Source organism: Aeromonas allosaccharophila, assembly GCF_016026615.1.
GTDB lineage: Bacteria > Pseudomonadota > Gammaproteobacteria > Enterobacterales > Aeromonadaceae > Aeromonas > Aeromonas allosaccharophila.
The window spans coordinates 2,247,143-2,263,227 of record NZ_CP065745.1; the positions used below are offsets into that span (position 1 = coordinate 2,247,143).

A 16,085-nucleotide genomic window follows, 5' to 3' on the forward strand; every position below is an offset into this window, starting at 1 on the left:
TTGTCATTTGCATCAGATTAAGCTGCCGCCATGCGGTTGCCTCAACGAACAGTGACTTGACCCGGGAGGTCATCATGATCCGGCTCATGGAAGAACAAGACATTCCCCAACTGGCCCGGCTGTTTTTAAAGAGCCGCCGCCACACCTTTCACTGGGTCGATCCTGCCCGCTTCCGGCTCGAGGATTTCGAGGAACAGACCCAAGGTGAACAGGTGTGGGTAGCCGAACAGGGGGGCAATATCTGCGGCTTTATCGCCATCTGGCAGCCCGACCACTTCGTCCATCACCTCTATGTATCAAGCGACTGGCACGGTCAGGGGATCGGGCGCGCCCTGCTTGAGCGGGGCCTCGCTGATTCGCCGCGCGGCTCGCTCAAGGTGGCGACACGCAACACGGCGGCATTAGCCTTCTACCATCGACTGGGCTGGCAAAACAGCGACGAGACCGGCCACTGCGAGGTCACCGGCCCCTGGTGCAAACTGCTCAGAAACTAGCGAGTCACTCCGCGCCTGCGCTTTGCGGCTGAACAGGCACCAGCGGTGCCGGGGGGAAGAACCAGCGGTAGAGATCGAACCAGCCATCTCGCTGGGCAATCACGACCTCGTGCACCGGGTCGCGCTGGAAGATCGCCACCTTGTTTTCGGTCAGCGGCACCCAGGCGTAATTGACCAGCGCATATTGCGACTGGATCAGGTTGTACTCGTTGAGATAGGAGTCATCGTTACCCGACTCATGCAACTGGGTGCGACTGTCGATGAGGTAAACAAGCTGGTTGAAGAAGGTCAGTTGAAAACCGGTCACCCGCCACTTCTCCCGGGTTGCCTCCTCCTCTTCGATCACGGTGATTTTTCCCCAGCGACACACCCCGTGATAGTTGACCCCGTTGGCCGACATCTTCAGCTCGTAATGACAGCCCAGACTGTTGATAAACATCCCGACCACAAACAGCAGCACAACAAGCAGTGGCAACAGCAGCAAGGTATTTTTCAGCGTTCGTTTCATCAGAGATCCCTTACAGCGTTTTTTCGAGCTCTTTATAGGAAAGCACGCGGACCTTGTGGCCGGAGACCAGCACCAGCGATGCCGGTTTGACTGGTGGCACGTCACTCCTGGCCTCCATCTGGCAAACAACACCGGTAGGCGAGTCGGCACACTGCACATGGAGCCACTCGAAATGGAGATAACTGGCGACAAACAGCACCAGCACAGCCAGTACCAGATTGACGTAAACCAGACTCCTGGCCAGCATCGGCCGCCCGATACTGCCGAGGCAGGCGAGTTTGACACGCTCAGCGAAAGAACGGGGCGCGGCAGAAACAGGCTCTCTGATAGCCTCATTCTCAAGCCGTGGTGATGTCGACGATGACGGCTCAGCCACAGCGGGCGTGGGTTCGCTCACCGGCTCGGGCAAGGGCTCACTCTCTGTGGGCAGCGGCTTGCCGTAATCGCACTTCATCTTGCAGTTCAGATGAAGGGAGTAGCCTTTTTTCGGGGTGCTTCTGATATCCAGCGTCTGAGGCGATGACGCAAAGTGGCGGCGAATATTGGCGATGGCCACGTTCAGGGAGTTGGGGCTGATGGGGCGACCCAGCCAGCCGATATCGAGCAGCAGATCCTTGTCGCACACCTCGTCCTGATGATCGAGCAGATAGCTGAAAATAAGGCTCTCGGCCGATGACAAGCGCATCACTCTGGCGCTTTGCACGTTGTCCTTGTCGGCACAAAAGATCAGCTCTCGCCTTTTGACATCAAAGACATAATCACCGAAGTGATAGGCCGATATGTTATTGCCTGGCGCAGCCCCCGTCATACCAACCACCTGTTATTTGCATTCATCATGAAGAAGATGGGATTCCACGCCCAATGAGGCCAGATGGCGACTCAGGATGTAGTGTAATGGCGCGAAATTTTAATGGGTCGGGATCAGCGGCACAATAGATGCAGTCAGGCATAAGCGGGAAAAATGAAAATATGCGTCCAGCACTGTCGGAGTGCGTATCGACCAGAGCATGGTGCTGAGCGTTTCACGTATCGTGGCCATGCCAATCGCAACAACCGCGGTGTGAGCATGGTTAACAGCACCACGACCGGACAGGGGGCCCTGTCCCTCACAATATCTCGCCGCACCGCACTGTAAAGCACCGGCATCATCGGCGGGGCGGAGTTGACTGACTAGACCCGAAACTGCTTGAGCAGGGTGTCGAGCTGGGCTGACAACTGGCGCAGATCGCTGCTGGCTTCGGCAACCTGTGCCACTCTGGCCGCGCTCTCGCTGTTGAGCGTCGCAATGCGGTTGACGCTGTGACTGACAGCCTCCGCCACCGAGTGCTGCTCCTCCGATGCCTGGGCGATATACATATTCATCTCGCGGATCAGGCTGACCTGATTTTTTATCTTCTCCACCGAAGCCTGCACATCTGCCGCCTCGGCACCGGCCCGGGAGGCCTTCTCCTGGCTCTGTTGCATCCCGGCCCCGACATTCTGGGTCGCTTGCTGCAACCGCTTGATACTGGCGCTGATCTCTTCCGTTGACTGGCGGGTACGGCCCGACAGGGTGCGCACTTCATCCGCCACCACCGCAAATCCGCGCCCCTGATCGCCCGCGCGGGCCGCCTCGATGGCGGCATTGAGGGCAAGTAAATTGGTCTGTTCGGCAATGCCGTTGATCACTTCTATGATGGTGCCGATGCTGCTGCTCTCGGTCGATAGGGTACGCATCAGCGTAGCGACCCGCTCCACCTCCCCCACCAGCTGATGAATCGCCTCATTGGCATGGCCCGCCAGATGGTAACCCTGCTCCACATAGTGATTGGCCTCATCGGTGGCGCCGGAGGTTTTCACCGCGTTGCCAGCCACCTCCTGCACCGCCTGACTCATTTCGGTAATGGCGGTGGCGACCTGATCCAGCTCGGACTGCTGGGCGTCACTGCCAATACGGGTATCTGCCGAGAGCGTGTCGCAGCGTTCGGCATTTTGCAGCACTCCGGCGGACAGCTCATTAATCTCCGCCACCATATCCTGCAGCTTGGCAATAAAGTGGTTGATGTTGGTGGCCAGCGTCCCCATCTCATCCTGACGGTTGATCTTGAGTCGCCGGGTCAGATCCCCCTCTCCTCTGGCCAAGTCAAACACCGCCTGATTCATCTGATGAAGTGGTCTCAGCACATTGCGGTGAATCAGCACCATCAGCAGTGCGATGATGCAGAGATCGAGCACCAGGATCTGCCAGACGGTGGTAAGCAACTGCTGGCGCAAGTGGGCCTGAATGGCGGCATCACTGGTTTGCACCAGCAATCGGGCCACGGTGTTTTTCTGGCCGCTGTCGTCATAGACCAGATCATATCCCCCATAGGCAGCGGTATCGGCAGGCATGGCCGTCACGGGGATAATGGCGCCTGCCGTGTCACGGGCAAACCCGGCCACCAGCTTCTCCTTGTTGACCACCAGTAAAGCGCTGAGGATGTCGGCCGCCAGCTCGGACTTGAGTGACGCCTCGATGAAGGTCGATTCATAATTCCACAGCGGGCCGGGCAGGGAGAGCTGCAGCCGGCCGATGGCCTGTTCGACCAGCGCACTCTGTTTGCTATAGCTCTCCGCTCTGGCGGCGTTGTAGTTGTAGGCACCAAACAACACCAGCAGCAGACTCACCGACAGGGAGGTCAACACGGCAATCCTGAACGTCAGACTTTTCCAATCCATGGCTTCCTCCCGGTTTTTACGGCAGCCGGCGCAGTGCCCTTGCATGGCACTTGCTATTGGTACTGTTACTGATACTTGGCGTTGATCTTGTCGATGGTGCCATCCGCCTTCATGGCGGCCAGGATCTCGTTGAGCCTGGTGATGAGCTCATCGGGCGTATCCTTGTTAAACGCCAAGCTCATCTGGGTTTCCTTGAACACGAAGACCTGCTTGGGACTGGCGACTTTCTCCTTGTTGGCCAGATAGGGGGCCAGATACTGGCCGGTAGCCCAGAGATCGATGCGGCCTGCCTCCAGTTTCTTCACGTTGGCGGTGTCATTGGCCGCCAGCTGCAACTTGGTGAATCCCTGCGCCTTGAGATACTCGGCCGCCGCATCGCCGTTATACCCCCCCACCGAATACTGCTTGGCATCGTCCAGCGAAGAGACGGTGATATTGGCGGTCGAACTGGAGAAGAAGACCCAGTTGTTATTGACCAGTGGCCCGACCCACTTGAACAGCGCCTCCCGCTCCGGGGTGCGGGTCGTGGAGTAGAGGGCGGTATTGGGGGTGCCGAGGGTATCTTCGTACGCCCGCTTCCACGGCATCAGGGTCAGCTTGTATTCAACCCCGGCACGCTTGAACAGCTCTTCGACCACCTCGGTCGACAGCCCGACAATCTTGCCCCCCTCCCCCTGCATGTTGAAAGGCGGGTAATCCTCGGTCATCACGTTCAATGGCGCCGCCTGAACCGCGCTCATCGCCATCATGGAAGAGACTGAAAAAATTGCACTTTTCCACAGCAGTTGATAGTTCATTGCAACCTCGCTTTGCTTGCCATTCATCCCTGAACATCCGCCGTTACCGATGGCGGTGCACGTCTGACCCGCCAGGGTCATGCCGGCTTTCACGGCTCGCCGCCCACCCATGTGCAGCAGCAAACAGATCCGGATTTGGCCAGCGCGCGATAAAACACCACTGGCGAGATAGGCTCACAACACATCGAGGTGGAAAACATGCCAGAGCAGCATGAGAGAAGCGTGTGGACAGGGGCGGAGAAAAACCGGTGCCGTGCAACAGCGCCGTGGCAGAGAAGGGGCGCATCGTTCCATGACAGGGGTTTGGGAGAGAAATGATTGAAAACGCCAACATCCATTTTCCCATACAGCTCAAGGAGACCTCAGAGCCAAACCTGTCCTTTAGCTAAGGTCACGAAAAGAGATACGTCAAATGAGAGAGCTAACCTCCTCATCTGCTTCCAGATTACCTTCCTGATGGGCTCAGCCGAGCCGAAAACAGGTGCAAGAGACCCGAAAAACAGAAGGCCACCGCGAGGTGGCCTTCTCCAAATCAACGATGAATGTCTGGCGATACTCAATCCTTGGCAGCGTCCATCACACCCTCTTCGGAGTGTGCCGGCAGGATCAGATTGAGCAGGATGGCGGCAACGGAGGCCAGACCAACACCGGCCAGCGCGAAGTCACCAATCTTCATCTCCAGCGCTCCGACACCGACGGTCAGGGTCACGGCGACGATGGCGATATTGCGTGACAGCCCCAGATCCACCTTGGATTCCACCAGCGTCTTGAGACCGATGGCAGCGATGGATCCGAACAGCAGCAGCATGATACCGCCCATCACCGGCATCGGGATGGAGGTGAGCAGCGCATTGAACTTGCCGAAGAAGGCCAGAATGATGGCAAATACGGCTGCCCAGGTCATGGTGACCGGATTGAAGTTGCGGGTGATCATCACGGCACCGGTCACTTCGGCATAGGTGGTCACGGGTGGGCCACCGATGAAACCGGCGAAGCAGACACCGATGCCGTCACCGGCCAGCGTACGATGCAAACCCGGATTCTTGGTGTAATCCTGCCCGGTTACCCCACCGATGGCCAGCACACCACCGATATGCTCGATACAGGGGGCAATCGCTACCGGCAGCATAAACAGGGCAGCGGCCCAGTTGATCTCCGGCGTTTCGAAGTGAGGCAGCGCCAGCCAGGGGGTATTGATCAGGCCGTCGAAGTTCACCTGGCCCATCAGCACGGCAGAGACATAACCGGCAATCACACCGCACAGGATGGGGATCAGCTTGATCCAGCCCTTGCAGAACACCGCGGCAATCAGGGTCACCGCCAGCGAGATACCGGCCAGCGTCAGCGCAGTTCCCGCAGGCACCACCTGCTCACCACCGGCACGGCCCATCGCCATGTTGCAGGCAACCTGTGCCACGGATAGGCCGATCACCATGATCACCGGGCCAATCACCACGGGCGGCAGCAATTTGTGCACAAAGCCCATGCCCCGCACGCGAATCAGTGCGGCCAGGATGAAGTACATGAAACCGGCGGCAAACAGGCCAAACATGGTGGACGGCAATCCCCAGGTCTGGGTGGCGTAGATGATAGGGGCGATGAAGGCAAAACTGGAACCGAGGAAAATCGGGACCTGGCGGCGGGTGCAGAGCTGGAACAACAGGGTGCCCACACCGGCGCCAAGCAGGGCCATGGAGGGGTTCAATCCGGTGAGCAGGGGCACCAGAACCATGGCACCGAAGGCGACAAACAGGATTTGCAGCCCGGCGACACTTTGCTTGACTAAGGAAAACATGGATGTCCTTAATTTTTTGATAACTGATGGGGATATTTATCACTTTTCAGTTATCACAAGACTTTTTCAAGGCACAAAATGAACACAAACGCGTCACTTGTTACCTTTTACTGCTTGGGGAGGGCATGAAACTGGCTTTTTAGGCGGGATTCGTTGCTACAAGCATCGAGTATGCGATTTTACGCATTATTGTGGCGAACGCCAATCGTTTTTCTGCCCGGTTTATTGAGATTGAATTCAACAGGGTGATGTTTTGTACGCCAAGTGGAGAAAACCACGGGAACTTGACCCCGATGCTGACAAGCTCACTATCTGGCTACCCGCTCTGGCAACCAAAACCGGAACACAGCGGTAAAAAAGGGGGATGGCCATGCCATCCCCCTTTACTATCAATATGTTAGTAAAAACCGTACGTGACCTATACCCGACGATAGGGCAGGTAAACCGGCTCCCACATGTGGTGGAGGATATGCTGCTGCAGATCCTGCCCGATCAGCGAATGGGAGGGATCCCGGCGCACGATATCTTTCAGCACCGCGGTCGCCACATGCACCGAAATGCTGCGCAGTTCGCGAATACGCGGATAGACAGAGCCCTGTGCCAAATCCTCCTCGCTCACGCACTCGGCCAGCGCAAAGGCGGCGGTGGTGAAGATATCCGGGGTGATCTCGCGGATCTGGCTAACAATCGCCGCCAGCCCCACACCGGGGAAGATAAAGACGTTGTTGCCCTGACCGATACGGTAATCCTTGCCCTCAAAAGCGACATCCTTGAACGGGCTGCCGGTGGCGACGATAGCCTTGCCGTTGCTCCAGCGGTAGATATCCTCCGGCAGCGCTTCACAGTTGGCGGTCGGGTTGGAGAGCGGGAACACCATGGGCCGCTCGCAGTGCTTTTGCAGCAACTGGATATGCTCTTCCTTGAAGGCACCACCCGAGCCGCTGGTCCCCAGCAGCACAGTGATGGGCACGTGGCGCAGCACATCGGCCAGATTGGCCTTGCCCGCCACCTCGGTATCCCAGCCCGCCAGCAGCAGACCCGGCTTGGCATAGCGGCGTTTGTATTCATCGAGCCCTTCGCGGTTGTCACACACCAGCCCCTGGGTATCCAGGATATAGATGCGATCGCGGGCCGCCTGCGGATCCATCCCCTCGCGGATCATCCCCGCGCAGATCTGATCCGCCACGCCAACCCCGCCAGCACCGGCGCCATAGACCAGATAGTTCTGCTGACCGAGGGTTTCCCCCTTGACCTTGACCGCGCCGATGATACCGGCCAGCACCACGGCCCCTGTGCCCTGAATGTCATCGTTGAACGACGGCAGCGCCTGCTGGTAGCGGGCCAGATTGTTGAAGGCGTTGGATTTGCTGAAGTCTTCCCACTGCAGCACGGCATTGGGGAAGTGACGCTTGACCCCCTGCACGAACTTGTCGATGAAATCTTCATATTCCTTGCCACGAATGCGCTTGTGCGGGCGGCCCAGATACATGGGGTCATCGAGCAGTTTCTGGTTGTCGGTGCCCACATCCAGCGCGATGGGCATGCAGCAGGCGGGATGGATCCCGGCTCCCAGGGTATAGAGCGCCAGCTTGCCGATGGGGATCCCCATGCCGCCGACCCCCTGGTCGCCGATCCCCAGAATGCCCTGGCTGTCGGTGACAACGATAATGCGGATCGATTTGGCATCGAAGTGGCGGGCCTGGATCCCCATGTCATCCACGTTGTCGGGAGTGATGTAGAGACCACGCGGCTTCTGGAAGCGGTGGCTGAACTCCTGACACGCCTTGCCGACGGTCGGGGTATAGATGTAGGGAGTCATCTCCTCCACATGGCGCGACAACAGAGCGTAGAAGAGGGTTTCGTTGCGATCCTGCAGCGCCCGCAGGTTCTGGTACTTCTCGATGTCGCTGCAGGCGCTCTTGAACCCTTCATAAACCCGTTCGAGCTGGGCTTCAAAGGTTTGCACCTGAGGGGGCAACAGGCCGTCGAGATCGAAATCGGCCCGCTCCTGTTCGGTGAAGGCAGTGCCCTTGTTGAGGTATCGATTGTTGAGCAGATCGGTGCCGGTCAGTGCAACGGGGCGAAAAGCCTGTCCCTGAGCATCTTTCCACAGCAGATATTGTCCGGTAGCCATAGTCATTCTCTTTGATTTACGTGAAATTGCCGTTCGGCAGGAGAGTAAGACTCATAATGAAATCAATCATATGACGTTTAATCGATCGGTTTTGTGAGCTTGGGCATACCCTGCGGCCAAAATAGGTGCCCGGCGCTCTCGGCGAGACAAATATCCACGGCAAGGAATGAGACTCATGTTAGCATTGCGGACAACCCAACCCCCTTAACCGCATTCCAGCCGGGAGTGACCCTGATGCCCTCGACTCAGCCAGCCTGCGCCCCCTTCTTGTTGCCATGCGCCTGATCCCGCTGCTTGCTCTGTGGTTGTGTCTGACCTGCCAGTCGGCTCTCGCCGCACCGGTGCGGGTGCTCAACATCATCGTCGGCGAGTGGCCCCCCTTTGTCGCGGAGCAGTCGAAACAGCACGGGCCGGTGGCCCACCTCATCCGCGATCTGTTCAAGGAGGCGGGCTATGAGGTGAAGTTCCACTTCGCCCCCTGGGGTCGGGTCTATTCGCTGGCGGCCAACAGCCAGCTCTACGACGCCACCGCGGTCTGGATGTACAAGCCGGAGCGGGAACAGGATTTTCTGTTCAGCGAGGCGGTGTTGCAGGAGCAGTTTGTCTTCTTCTCCCTCAAAGCACGGAAATTGCAGGCCGAGCGCCTTGAGCAGATCATCGGCATGCGGTTGGGGGGCGATATCGCCTACAGCTACGGGCCCGAGCTGGACAAGATGGTGGCCGACGGCAAGGTAACCCAACAGAAAGTCACCGACGTGAAACAGAATTTCGGCAAGCTGCTGCGCGATCGGATCGACCTCTATCCGCAAGAGCTGCGGGTCGGTCTGGCTGAGCTACAAAGCCAGCTCGATCCCGCCAGCGCGGCACTCATCACCCACAGTCAGACCCCTTTTCTGCGCAACGACAGCTTCGTGATGTTCCCGCGCAAGATGCCGGATTCGGCCAAACTGCGGGATCAGTTCAATCAGCAGTTGCAGCAGGCCATCGCCAGCGGGCGTTATCAGCGCTACTTCGAGCGACTGGCCCGGGGTGAATATTGACCTTGGCGAGGCAAAAACAGAGGGGATAAAACAACGGTGGCGGCCCTTTGTGGCCGCCACCGTCGTGATGCTTGTCAGCTGCTGGCATTAGCCGCTGATGCCCACCTCCAGCTTGAACGGCGTCTTGGCCTTGCTGCTCTCGGCCGCCCCCATCTGGTAGACCCGAATGGTATAAGTGCCCTTGGCAGGCAGGGTTGCCTCAAAGTTGTTCCCTTCGGTGGAGCCGATAAAGATCGCCTCCCCCGTGCTGCCTGGCGGCAGAATATTGAAGTAGGGCTTGCCGGTCAGGATCACCACCATGCTCTGGCCCTTGTTGGCCGTCAGCTTGTAATCGAGGGTCTGGCTGCCCTGAATGGTGCCGTTGATGGTCGCCCCTGACTCCCCCTTCTTGAACTGCACCTGCTGGGTCTTGATCCCGTCAGCCGCCTGCACTGACCAGGCCGAGAGCCCACCCAGCAACCCGATCGACCACACCGCTGCCAATAACGCTTTGTTCATCGTCAAACGCCCCTCAGTTGAAACCATGCCCGTTTACCGTTGCACGCTTACTATTGCACATGTTTCGTACACCGCTGGCGCACAAAACCCGTTTGAATCACTTATCTCCCGTATTTGTAACCCGATAAGGGGACGACCCACTATGCTGAAGATTAGGCCCATAGCAACGGAACTGCACTGCGGTATGCCAAACAGCAACACCATGAGCAACATACTGATCGTCGATGACATGGCCTCCAACCGCTACATCCTGCGCAGCCTGCTCGAAGAGGCCGGTTATCAGGTACGCGAAGCGACAGATGGCCAGCAGGCCGTGGATGCCGCAGCGCAGGCCACACCCGATCTGATCCTGATGGACATCAATATGCCGGTGATGGATGGCTACGAAGCGTGTCGGCGGATCCAGCAACAACAGGGACAATGGACACTGCCCATCATCTTTATCAGTTCAAACAGCGAGGTCAGCGCACTTGAACAAGCCTTTCAGGCTGGTGGCTGCGACTATGTCTCCAAACCGTTTCATCAGCTCGAAGTGCTGGCCCGGGTGCAAAACCAGCTGCGCCTCAAGGAGCTGGGGCGCCAGCAAGCCAGAGTGCAGCTCTACCAAAGCCTGTTTCAGCTCACCGCCGGGATTGCCCATGAGATCAATACCCCGCTGGGGGTCGGCATTACCGCCTCAAGCCTGATCCAGGGGGCTGGCGACCTGCTGGCCAACGCGGTGAAAAGCGGCGTGCTGGGTCAACGCCTGCTCCATCAGCAGCTTACCGATATCAAGGAGGGCACCGAGCTGGTTGAATCCAGCCTGCGCCGGGTTGCACTGCTGATTACCCGTTTCAAGGAGCTTACCCGGGATCAGACCGAACTGGATGCCAATACCTTTTCGGTGCAGGAGAGTGTGCAGAAGCTGCTGCTGGCCTTCTCCCCCGAACTGCAGATTGCCAAGGTCAGTTACCATCTGGACGGCAACAAGGTCATCCTGACCGCCCCCGAATCGCTGTTTCTGGATCTGATCCAGGAGTTGATCAAAAACAGTCTGGATCACGCCTTTCAGGGCATCGGGGAACACAGTTTCACCATCCATATCGGGCAGCATGAGGGCTCACTGCTGCTCACCTACAAAGATTCCGGCCCCGGCATGCCCGCCGACAAGCTGCCACGGCTGTTTGAACCCTTCTTTACTACGATGCGTGGCAATGCCAACCACTGCGGGCTCAGCGCCTGCCGCATCCACAATCTGGTAGAGAACAACTTGCGCGGTTCGGTCAACGTCACCAGCCCGCCGGGCGAGGGATTGCACTACGAGATCCACCTGCCACTCAAGCCGGTGACCTGAGCCGGCATGCAGAGAGGATTGAACAATAAACAGGGGCGCATCAGCGCCCCTTCTCTTTACGTTTTCCGTGCCCGACGGTCAGCTTGATTTGCCAGTTTTGGGCTCATCGAGGGTGTGTTTTACCTCTTCATACCAGAGGTCGTGGTGCTCCTTGGCCCAGGTCTCGTCCACCTCGCCGGTCACCATCCCCTCCAGCGCCCCTTCCAGCTGGAACAGGCCCATGTAGATATGGAAGATAAAGCCGCAGATGAGGATCAGCGCCCCGACAATATGGATAAAGCTGGCCCACTCCATCTGGCGGCGCAGCTGGCCGAAGATGGGGAAGTCCAGAAACAACCCGGTCGCCACCACGATGCCGCCAAACCAGATCAGCAGCCAGAAGATCGCCTTCTCGCCGCCGTTGGAGAAGCCCGCCGAGGGGTGACTGCCCTTGTGGGGGCCCAGCATGCCGCCCGCCTTCATAAACCACTGCACATCCACCATGTTGACGATGTTATGGCGGAACCACTTGATGAGTACCCCCATCAGGCAAAGGAAGAAGAGCGGCCCCACGTAGTTGTGGAACACCTTGGCAAACCAGATCCAGTTCTCCCACACCCCGAGGCTCACCACCGGCTTGATGAAATGCTTGCCATAGATGATGGCCAGCCCCGACCCGGAGAGGGTCAGGAACATGGCCGCCGTGGTCCAGTGCAGTGCCCGGTCCAGCCTGCTCCAGCGTTTGAGCTTGCGCCCGGTGCGCGGCTTGGAGAGCTTGGTCTGCCCCACGACCAGGTACATCAGGCCACACATAGCCAAGGAGCCGAAAATAGCGATGGCACCGAGCGGCGACACCCACTTGGTCTTCACCTCGAACCAGAGCTGACCCGGCACCGAGATCAGCACCCCATGCTCAGGCGAGCGGGAGGTGGTCACCCCCTCCTGCCCATCCTTCACCACCCGCCAGTAGTCAGCGCCAGCAAAGCCGACCGCCTCTTTCTCGGCATCGGCGAAACTTGCGGTACTCACCAGCAGCAGGGCAGCAAACAGGGCCATTAGCCAGGTTTTCATGCCGCCCCTCCCTTGCCCGCCTTGCTGGCATCATGGAACAGCTCATCGCCATTGCCCCAGGCCGCATCCTTGGCGCCGCGATAGGCAACCCGCTCGCGGAAGATGTCGGAGATCACCTGCGCATCCCCTGCCAGCAGTGCCTTGGTGGAGCAGAGCTCGGCACACATCGGCAGCTTGCCCTCGGCGATGCGGTTGGCACCGTACTTCTGGCGCTCCGCCTCGCTGTGATCCTCTTCCGGGCCACCGGCGCAAAAGGTGCACTTGTCCATCTTGCCCCGATCGCCAAAGGCAGCGGTTTTCGGGAACTGGGGGGCACCGAACGGGCAGGCAAACAGGCAGTAGCCACAACCGATGCAGAGATCCTTGTTGTGCAGCACTATGCCGTCGTCGGTGTGATAGAAGCAGTCGGCCGGGCAGACCGCCATGCAGGGGGCGTCGGTGCAGTGCATGCAGGCGACCGAGATGGAGGTCTCCCCCGGCAGGCCGTCGTTGAGGGTCACCACCCGGCGACGCTGGATGCCCCACTCGAGGGCATCGTCGTTCTCGTTCTTGCACGCCGTCACACAGCCGTTGCACTCGATGCAGCGCTTGGTGTCACACATGAATTTCATTCTGGCCATGGGATCAGGCTCCTACTTTGCGAAAACGGCACAGGGTGACCTTGGTCTCCTGCATCTGGGTGACCGGGTCATAACCATAGGTGGTGACTATGTTGACCGACTCCCCCAGCACATAGGGGTCAGACCCTTCCGGATATTTGGATCGCAGATCCTTGCCCTCGAAGTGGCCGCCGAAGTGGAACGGCATAAAGGCGAGCCCCGGCTTGACCCGCGGGGTCACCAACGCCTTCACCTTGACGCGGCCCCCTTCCGGCCCCTCGACCCACACATCCTGACCGTCGCGCACGCCGACGTCGTTAGCATCCACCGGGTTCATCTCGACGAACATCTCCTGCTGCAATTCAGCCAGCCAGGGGTTGGAGCGGGTCTCGTCGCCGCCCCCCTCGTACTCCACCAGACGGCCGGAGGTGAGGATGATGGGGAACTCCTTGCTGACGTCCTTCTCCTGCACCGAGGCGTACTGGGTCGGCAGGCGCCACAGGCTCTTCGAATCAGGCCAGGTGGCGTAGTCGGCCAGCAGATCCCGGCGCGGGGTGTAGAGCGGCTCGCGGTGCTTGGGCACCTGATCCGGGAAGGTCCACACCACGCAGCGCGCCTTGGCGTTGCCGTAGGGGACGAAGCCGTGCTTGATGGCGACCCGCTGGATGCCGCCGGAGAGGTCGGTCTTCCAGTTCTTGCCCTCGGCCTCCTTCTTCTCGGCCTCGGTCAGCTCATCCCACCAGCCAAGCTGTTTCATCAGGTCGGCAGTGATCTCGGGATAGCCATCCTCCACTTCGCTCCCTTTCGGCCAGGAGTCTTCGGCGAGCAGCGAGACGCCCTGATACTCGATGCCGAAACGGGCACGGAAACCACCGCCCCCTTCCGAGACCGGAATGCTGGTGTCGTAGAGGATGTGGCTGCCGGGGTGTTTCATCTCCGGAGTGCCCCAGCAGGGCCACGGCAGACCGTACACTTCGCCGCTGACCGGGCCGCCCTCGGCCTTGAGGTTGGTCTTGTGGAAGGTGTGCCAGTTCTGCTGGTGCGCCTTGAGCCGCTCCGGGCTCTGGCCGGTGTAGCCCACGCTCCACATGCCGCGGTTGTATTCGCGGGTGATGTCTTCCAAAAGCGGCTGGTTGTTCTCCACCTTGATGTGCTTGAACAGCTGATCGGCAAAGCCGAGCTTCTTGCTCAGCAGATACATGATCTCGTGGTCAACCTTGGATTCGAACAGGGGTTCTATCACCTTGTCGCGCCACTGCATGGAGCGGTTGGTGGCGGTGACGGAACCATAGGTCTCGAACTGGGTGGTGGCCGGCAGCAGGTAAACGCCGTCGGTGCGATCGTTCATCACCGAGGCGACGGTGGGATACGGGTCGACAATCACCATCATGTCGAGCTTTTGCATCGCCTTCTTCATCTCCGGGCCGCGGGTCTGGGAGTTGACCGCATGGCCCCAGTAGAACATGGCGCGGATGTTGGAGCCCTGCTCGATGAGATCGGCGTTCTCCAGCACCCCGTCCACCCAACGGGAGACCGGAATGCCGTTGTTGTTCATCGGCAGCTTGCCGTTGTAAGCCTTGTTGTCAAAACGGGCCTTGATCCACTCGTAATCCACATCCCACACCCGGGCCCAGTGCTTCCAGGAGCCCTCTTCCAGCCCGTAGTAGCCGGGCAGAGAGTCTGAGGTGACGCCAAAGTCGGTGGCGCCCTGTACGTTGTCGTGACCACGGAAGATGTTGGTGCCCGCCCCGCTCTTGCCCACGTTGCCGAGGGCCAGTTCGAGGATGCAGTAAGCTCGGGTGTTGTTGTTGCCGGTGGTGTGCTGGGTACCGCCCATGCACCAGACCACGCAGCCGGGGCGGTTGTCGGCCAGCAGCTTGGCGGCATCGTGCACTTGTTGTTCGTTAAGGCCGGTCACCCGCTCCACTTCGGACGGAGTCCAGCGCGCCACCTCTTTTTGCACCTCGTCCATGCCGTAGACGCGGGTGCGGATGAACTCCTTGTCTTCCCAGCCGTTCTTGAAGATGTGCCAGAGCATGCCCCAGATAAAGGCGACGTCGGTACCCGGGCGCAGGGAGAGGTACATGTCCGCCTTGGCGGCGGTGCGGGTACGACGCGGGTCAACCACCAGGATCTTGCAGCCGTTGCGCTCTTTCGCCAGCAGGATGTGCTGCATGGCGACCGGGTGGGCCTCCGCCGGGTTGGAGCCGATAAACATGATCGACTTGCTGTTGTGCATGTCGTTCAGGCTGTTGGTCATGGCGCCGTAGCCCCAGGTGTTGGCTACACCCGCGACCGTGGTGGAGTGGCAGATCCGCGCCTGGTGATCCACGTTGTTGGTGCCCCACAGGGACGCCATCTTGCGAAACAGGTAGGCCTGCTCGTTGGAGTGCTTGGCGGAGCCGAGCCAGTAGACGCTGTCGGGGCCGGACTCCTTGCGCAGGCGCAGCACCTCGTTGCCCACCTCTTCGATGGCCTGATCCCAGCTGATGCGCTGCCACTTGCCGCCCACCAGCTTCATCGGGTACTTGAGGCGACGCTCGCCGTGGCCGTGCTCGCGCAGGGCAGCGCCCTTGGCGCAGTGACCGCCAAGGTTGAAGGGGTGATCAAACGCTGGCTCCTGACCGGTCCAGACGCCGTTCTGCACCTCGGCATAGACGCCGCAACCCACCGAACAGTGGGAGCAGATGGTGCGCTTCACCTCGACCGGCACCTCGGCCGCCACGGTTTTGGCCTCGGCCCGCTGCATCATGGCTGGCGCCAGCCAACCGGCGGCCACGGCGCCACCGGCTACCAGACCCGAGTTGACCATAAAGGCGCGGCGGGTCAGCCCCTGACCGCGAATGGCCTCATTGCCCTGCTCGCCCGCCTGGGGCTGCTCGGCACGTTTTGTCAGTTTCATGAGTTCTCCTTCACTGATCCGGCTCAGTCAGTGCCGCGCAGGGTGCGATAAAAGTCGTGAACATGGGGGGTCTCCCGATAGCCCTTGTCAGGCTCGGTGTCGTGGGTCAGCACCTCTTTGCCCACCACCCGACCGGTGGCACCAGCCAATACGCCTATGGTGGCGACCACGCCAACTCCCTTGATCAGATTGCGGCGGGACGGGTCTTTCAGCTTTTCATCGCTCATTCTTGTGACCT

General features: G+C 59.5%; 14 protein-coding genes. 3 read left to right on the forward strand and 11 right to left on the reverse strand.

Features of this window, described 5'->3' with window-relative positions; all coding sequences use genetic code 11:
- Window positions 1-74 precede the first annotated feature (74 nt).
- Window positions 75-494 carry a GNAT family N-acetyltransferase gene (locus I6G90_RS10000; RefSeq protein ID WP_075112016.1) on the forward strand — a complete coding sequence of 140 codons (420 nt, stop codon included), beginning with the start codon at window positions 75-77 and terminating at the stop codon, window positions 492-494.
- Between the two features lie 4 nt (window positions 495-498).
- Here I6G90_RS10000 and I6G90_RS10005 read toward each other — a convergent pair whose 3' ends face one another.
- The 6 genes from I6G90_RS10005 to I6G90_RS10030 form a co-directional block, all read right to left on the reverse strand.
- Complete coding sequence (locus I6G90_RS10005; RefSeq protein WP_197931088.1) at window positions 499-1,002, reverse strand: hypothetical protein; 504 nt, start codon at window positions 1,000-1,002, stop codon at window positions 499-501.
- Window positions 1,003-1,012: 10 nt separating this feature from the next.
- Window positions 1,013-1,705 (reverse strand): winged helix-turn-helix domain-containing protein, encoded by a 693-nt coding sequence (locus tag I6G90_RS10010; RefSeq protein ID WP_232254443.1) that lies wholly within the window; start codon window positions 1,703-1,705, stop codon window positions 1,013-1,015.
- A 467-nt stretch (window positions 1,706-2,172) separates the two neighbouring features.
- Window positions 2,173-3,699, reverse strand: coding sequence for a methyl-accepting chemotaxis protein (locus I6G90_RS10015; protein WP_197931090.1), 1,527 nt, complete (start codon window positions 3,697-3,699; stop codon window positions 2,173-2,175).
- Window positions 3,700-3,764: 65 nt separating this feature from the next.
- Complete coding sequence (locus tag I6G90_RS10020) at window positions 3,765-4,496, reverse strand: substrate-binding periplasmic protein (RefSeq protein WP_042060596.1); 732 nt, start codon at window positions 4,494-4,496, stop codon at window positions 3,765-3,767.
- Between the two features lie 556 nt (window positions 4,497-5,052).
- On the reverse strand, window positions 5,053-6,291 hold the full coding sequence (locus tag I6G90_RS10025) for a uracil-xanthine permease family protein (protein WP_042060573.1): 1,239 nt from the start codon (window positions 6,289-6,291) through the stop codon (window positions 5,053-5,055).
- Window positions 6,292-6,709: 418 nt separating this feature from the next.
- The gene (locus tag I6G90_RS10030) at window positions 6,710-8,425 is read right to left on the reverse strand and encodes an NAD-dependent malic enzyme (RefSeq protein ID WP_042060575.1); all 1,716 of its coding nucleotides are present in this window, start codon (window positions 8,423-8,425) and stop codon (window positions 6,710-6,712) included.
- A 275-nt stretch (window positions 8,426-8,700) separates the two neighbouring features.
- On the opposite strand from I6G90_RS10030, the gene I6G90_RS10035 reads away from it, so the two are divergent.
- The gene (locus I6G90_RS10035) at window positions 8,701-9,465 is read left to right on the forward strand and encodes a substrate-binding periplasmic protein (protein WP_197931091.1); all 765 of its coding nucleotides are present in this window, start codon (window positions 8,701-8,703) and stop codon (window positions 9,463-9,465) included.
- Between the two features lie 87 nt (window positions 9,466-9,552).
- On the opposite strand, the gene I6G90_RS10040 is transcribed toward I6G90_RS10035, so the two are convergent.
- Window positions 9,553-9,963 (reverse strand): hypothetical protein, encoded by a 411-nt coding sequence (locus I6G90_RS10040; RefSeq protein WP_058052829.1) that lies wholly within the window; start codon window positions 9,961-9,963, stop codon window positions 9,553-9,555.
- A 202-nt stretch (window positions 9,964-10,165) separates the two neighbouring features.
- On the opposite strand from I6G90_RS10040, the gene I6G90_RS10045 reads away from it, so the two are divergent.
- Window positions 10,166-11,296, forward strand: coding sequence for a hybrid sensor histidine kinase/response regulator (locus I6G90_RS10045; RefSeq protein ID WP_197931093.1), 1,131 nt, complete (start codon window positions 10,166-10,168; stop codon window positions 11,294-11,296).
- A 78-nt stretch (window positions 11,297-11,374) separates the two neighbouring features.
- Here the strand turns inward: I6G90_RS10045 and I6G90_RS10050 are convergent, their stop codons facing one another.
- The 4 genes from I6G90_RS10050 to I6G90_RS10065 are packed head-to-tail and all read right to left on the reverse strand — an operon-like array spanning window position 11,375 to window position 16,074.
- The gene (locus I6G90_RS10050) at window positions 11,375-12,346 is read right to left on the reverse strand and encodes a formate dehydrogenase subunit gamma (RefSeq protein ID WP_197931095.1); all 972 of its coding nucleotides are present in this window, start codon (window positions 12,344-12,346) and stop codon (window positions 11,375-11,377) included.
- Complete coding sequence (fdh3B, locus tag I6G90_RS10055) at window positions 12,343-12,966, reverse strand: formate dehydrogenase FDH3 subunit beta (RefSeq protein WP_042020245.1); 624 nt, start codon at window positions 12,964-12,966, stop codon at window positions 12,343-12,345. Before fdh3B ends, I6G90_RS10050 begins: the two co-directional genes overlap by 4 nt.
- A 4-nt stretch (window positions 12,967-12,970) precedes the next feature.
- The gene (locus I6G90_RS10060) at window positions 12,971-15,847 is read right to left on the reverse strand and encodes a formate dehydrogenase subunit alpha (RefSeq protein ID WP_197931097.1); all 2,877 of its coding nucleotides are present in this window, start codon (window positions 15,845-15,847) and stop codon (window positions 12,971-12,973) included.
- A 23-nt stretch (window positions 15,848-15,870) separates the two neighbouring features.
- Window positions 15,871-16,074, reverse strand: coding sequence for a transcriptional initiation protein Tat (locus tag I6G90_RS10065; RefSeq protein ID WP_021229865.1), 204 nt, complete (start codon window positions 16,072-16,074; stop codon window positions 15,871-15,873).
- Window positions 16,075-16,085 lie beyond the last annotated feature (11 nt).

Coding starts and splice junctions, on each gene's coding strand:
- I6G90_RS10000 (WP_075112016.1), top strand. CDS start 75: ATGATCCGGCTCATGGAAGAACAAGACATTCCCCAACTGGCCCGGCTG.
- I6G90_RS10005 (WP_197931088.1), bottom strand. CDS start 1,002: ATGAAACGAACGCTGAAAAATACCTTGCTGCTGTTGCCACTGCTTGTT.
- I6G90_RS10015 (WP_197931090.1), bottom strand. CDS start 3,699: ATGGATTGGAAAAGTCTGACGTTCAGGATTGCCGTGTTGACCTCCCTG.
- I6G90_RS10020 (WP_042060596.1), bottom strand. CDS start 4,496: ATGAACTATCAACTGCTGTGGAAAAGTGCAATTTTTTCAGTCTCTTCC.
- I6G90_RS10025 (WP_042060573.1), bottom strand. CDS start 6,291: ATGTTTTCCTTAGTCAAGCAAAGTGTCGCCGGGCTGCAAATCCTGTTT.
- I6G90_RS10030 (WP_042060575.1), bottom strand. CDS start 8,425: ATGGCTACCGGACAATATCTGCTGTGGAAAGATGCTCAGGGACAGGCT.
- I6G90_RS10035 (WP_197931091.1), top strand. CDS start 8,701: ATGCGCCTGATCCCGCTGCTTGCTCTGTGGTTGTGTCTGACCTGCCAG.
- I6G90_RS10040 (WP_058052829.1), bottom strand. CDS start 9,963: ATGAACAAAGCGTTATTGGCAGCGGTGTGGTCGATCGGGTTGCTGGGT.
- I6G90_RS10045 (WP_197931093.1), top strand. CDS start 10,166: ATGAGCAACATACTGATCGTCGATGACATGGCCTCCAACCGCTACATC.
- I6G90_RS10050 (WP_197931095.1), bottom strand. CDS start 12,346: ATGAAAACCTGGCTAATGGCCCTGTTTGCTGCCCTGCTGCTGGTGAGT.
- fdh3B (WP_042020245.1), bottom strand. CDS start 12,966: ATGGCCAGAATGAAATTCATGTGTGACACCAAGCGCTGCATCGAGTGC.
- I6G90_RS10060 (WP_197931097.1), bottom strand. CDS start 15,847: ATGAAACTGACAAAACGTGCCGAGCAGCCCCAGGCGGGCGAGCAGGGC.
- I6G90_RS10065 (WP_021229865.1), bottom strand. CDS start 16,074: ATGAGCGATGAAAAGCTGAAAGACCCGTCCCGCCGCAATCTGATCAAG.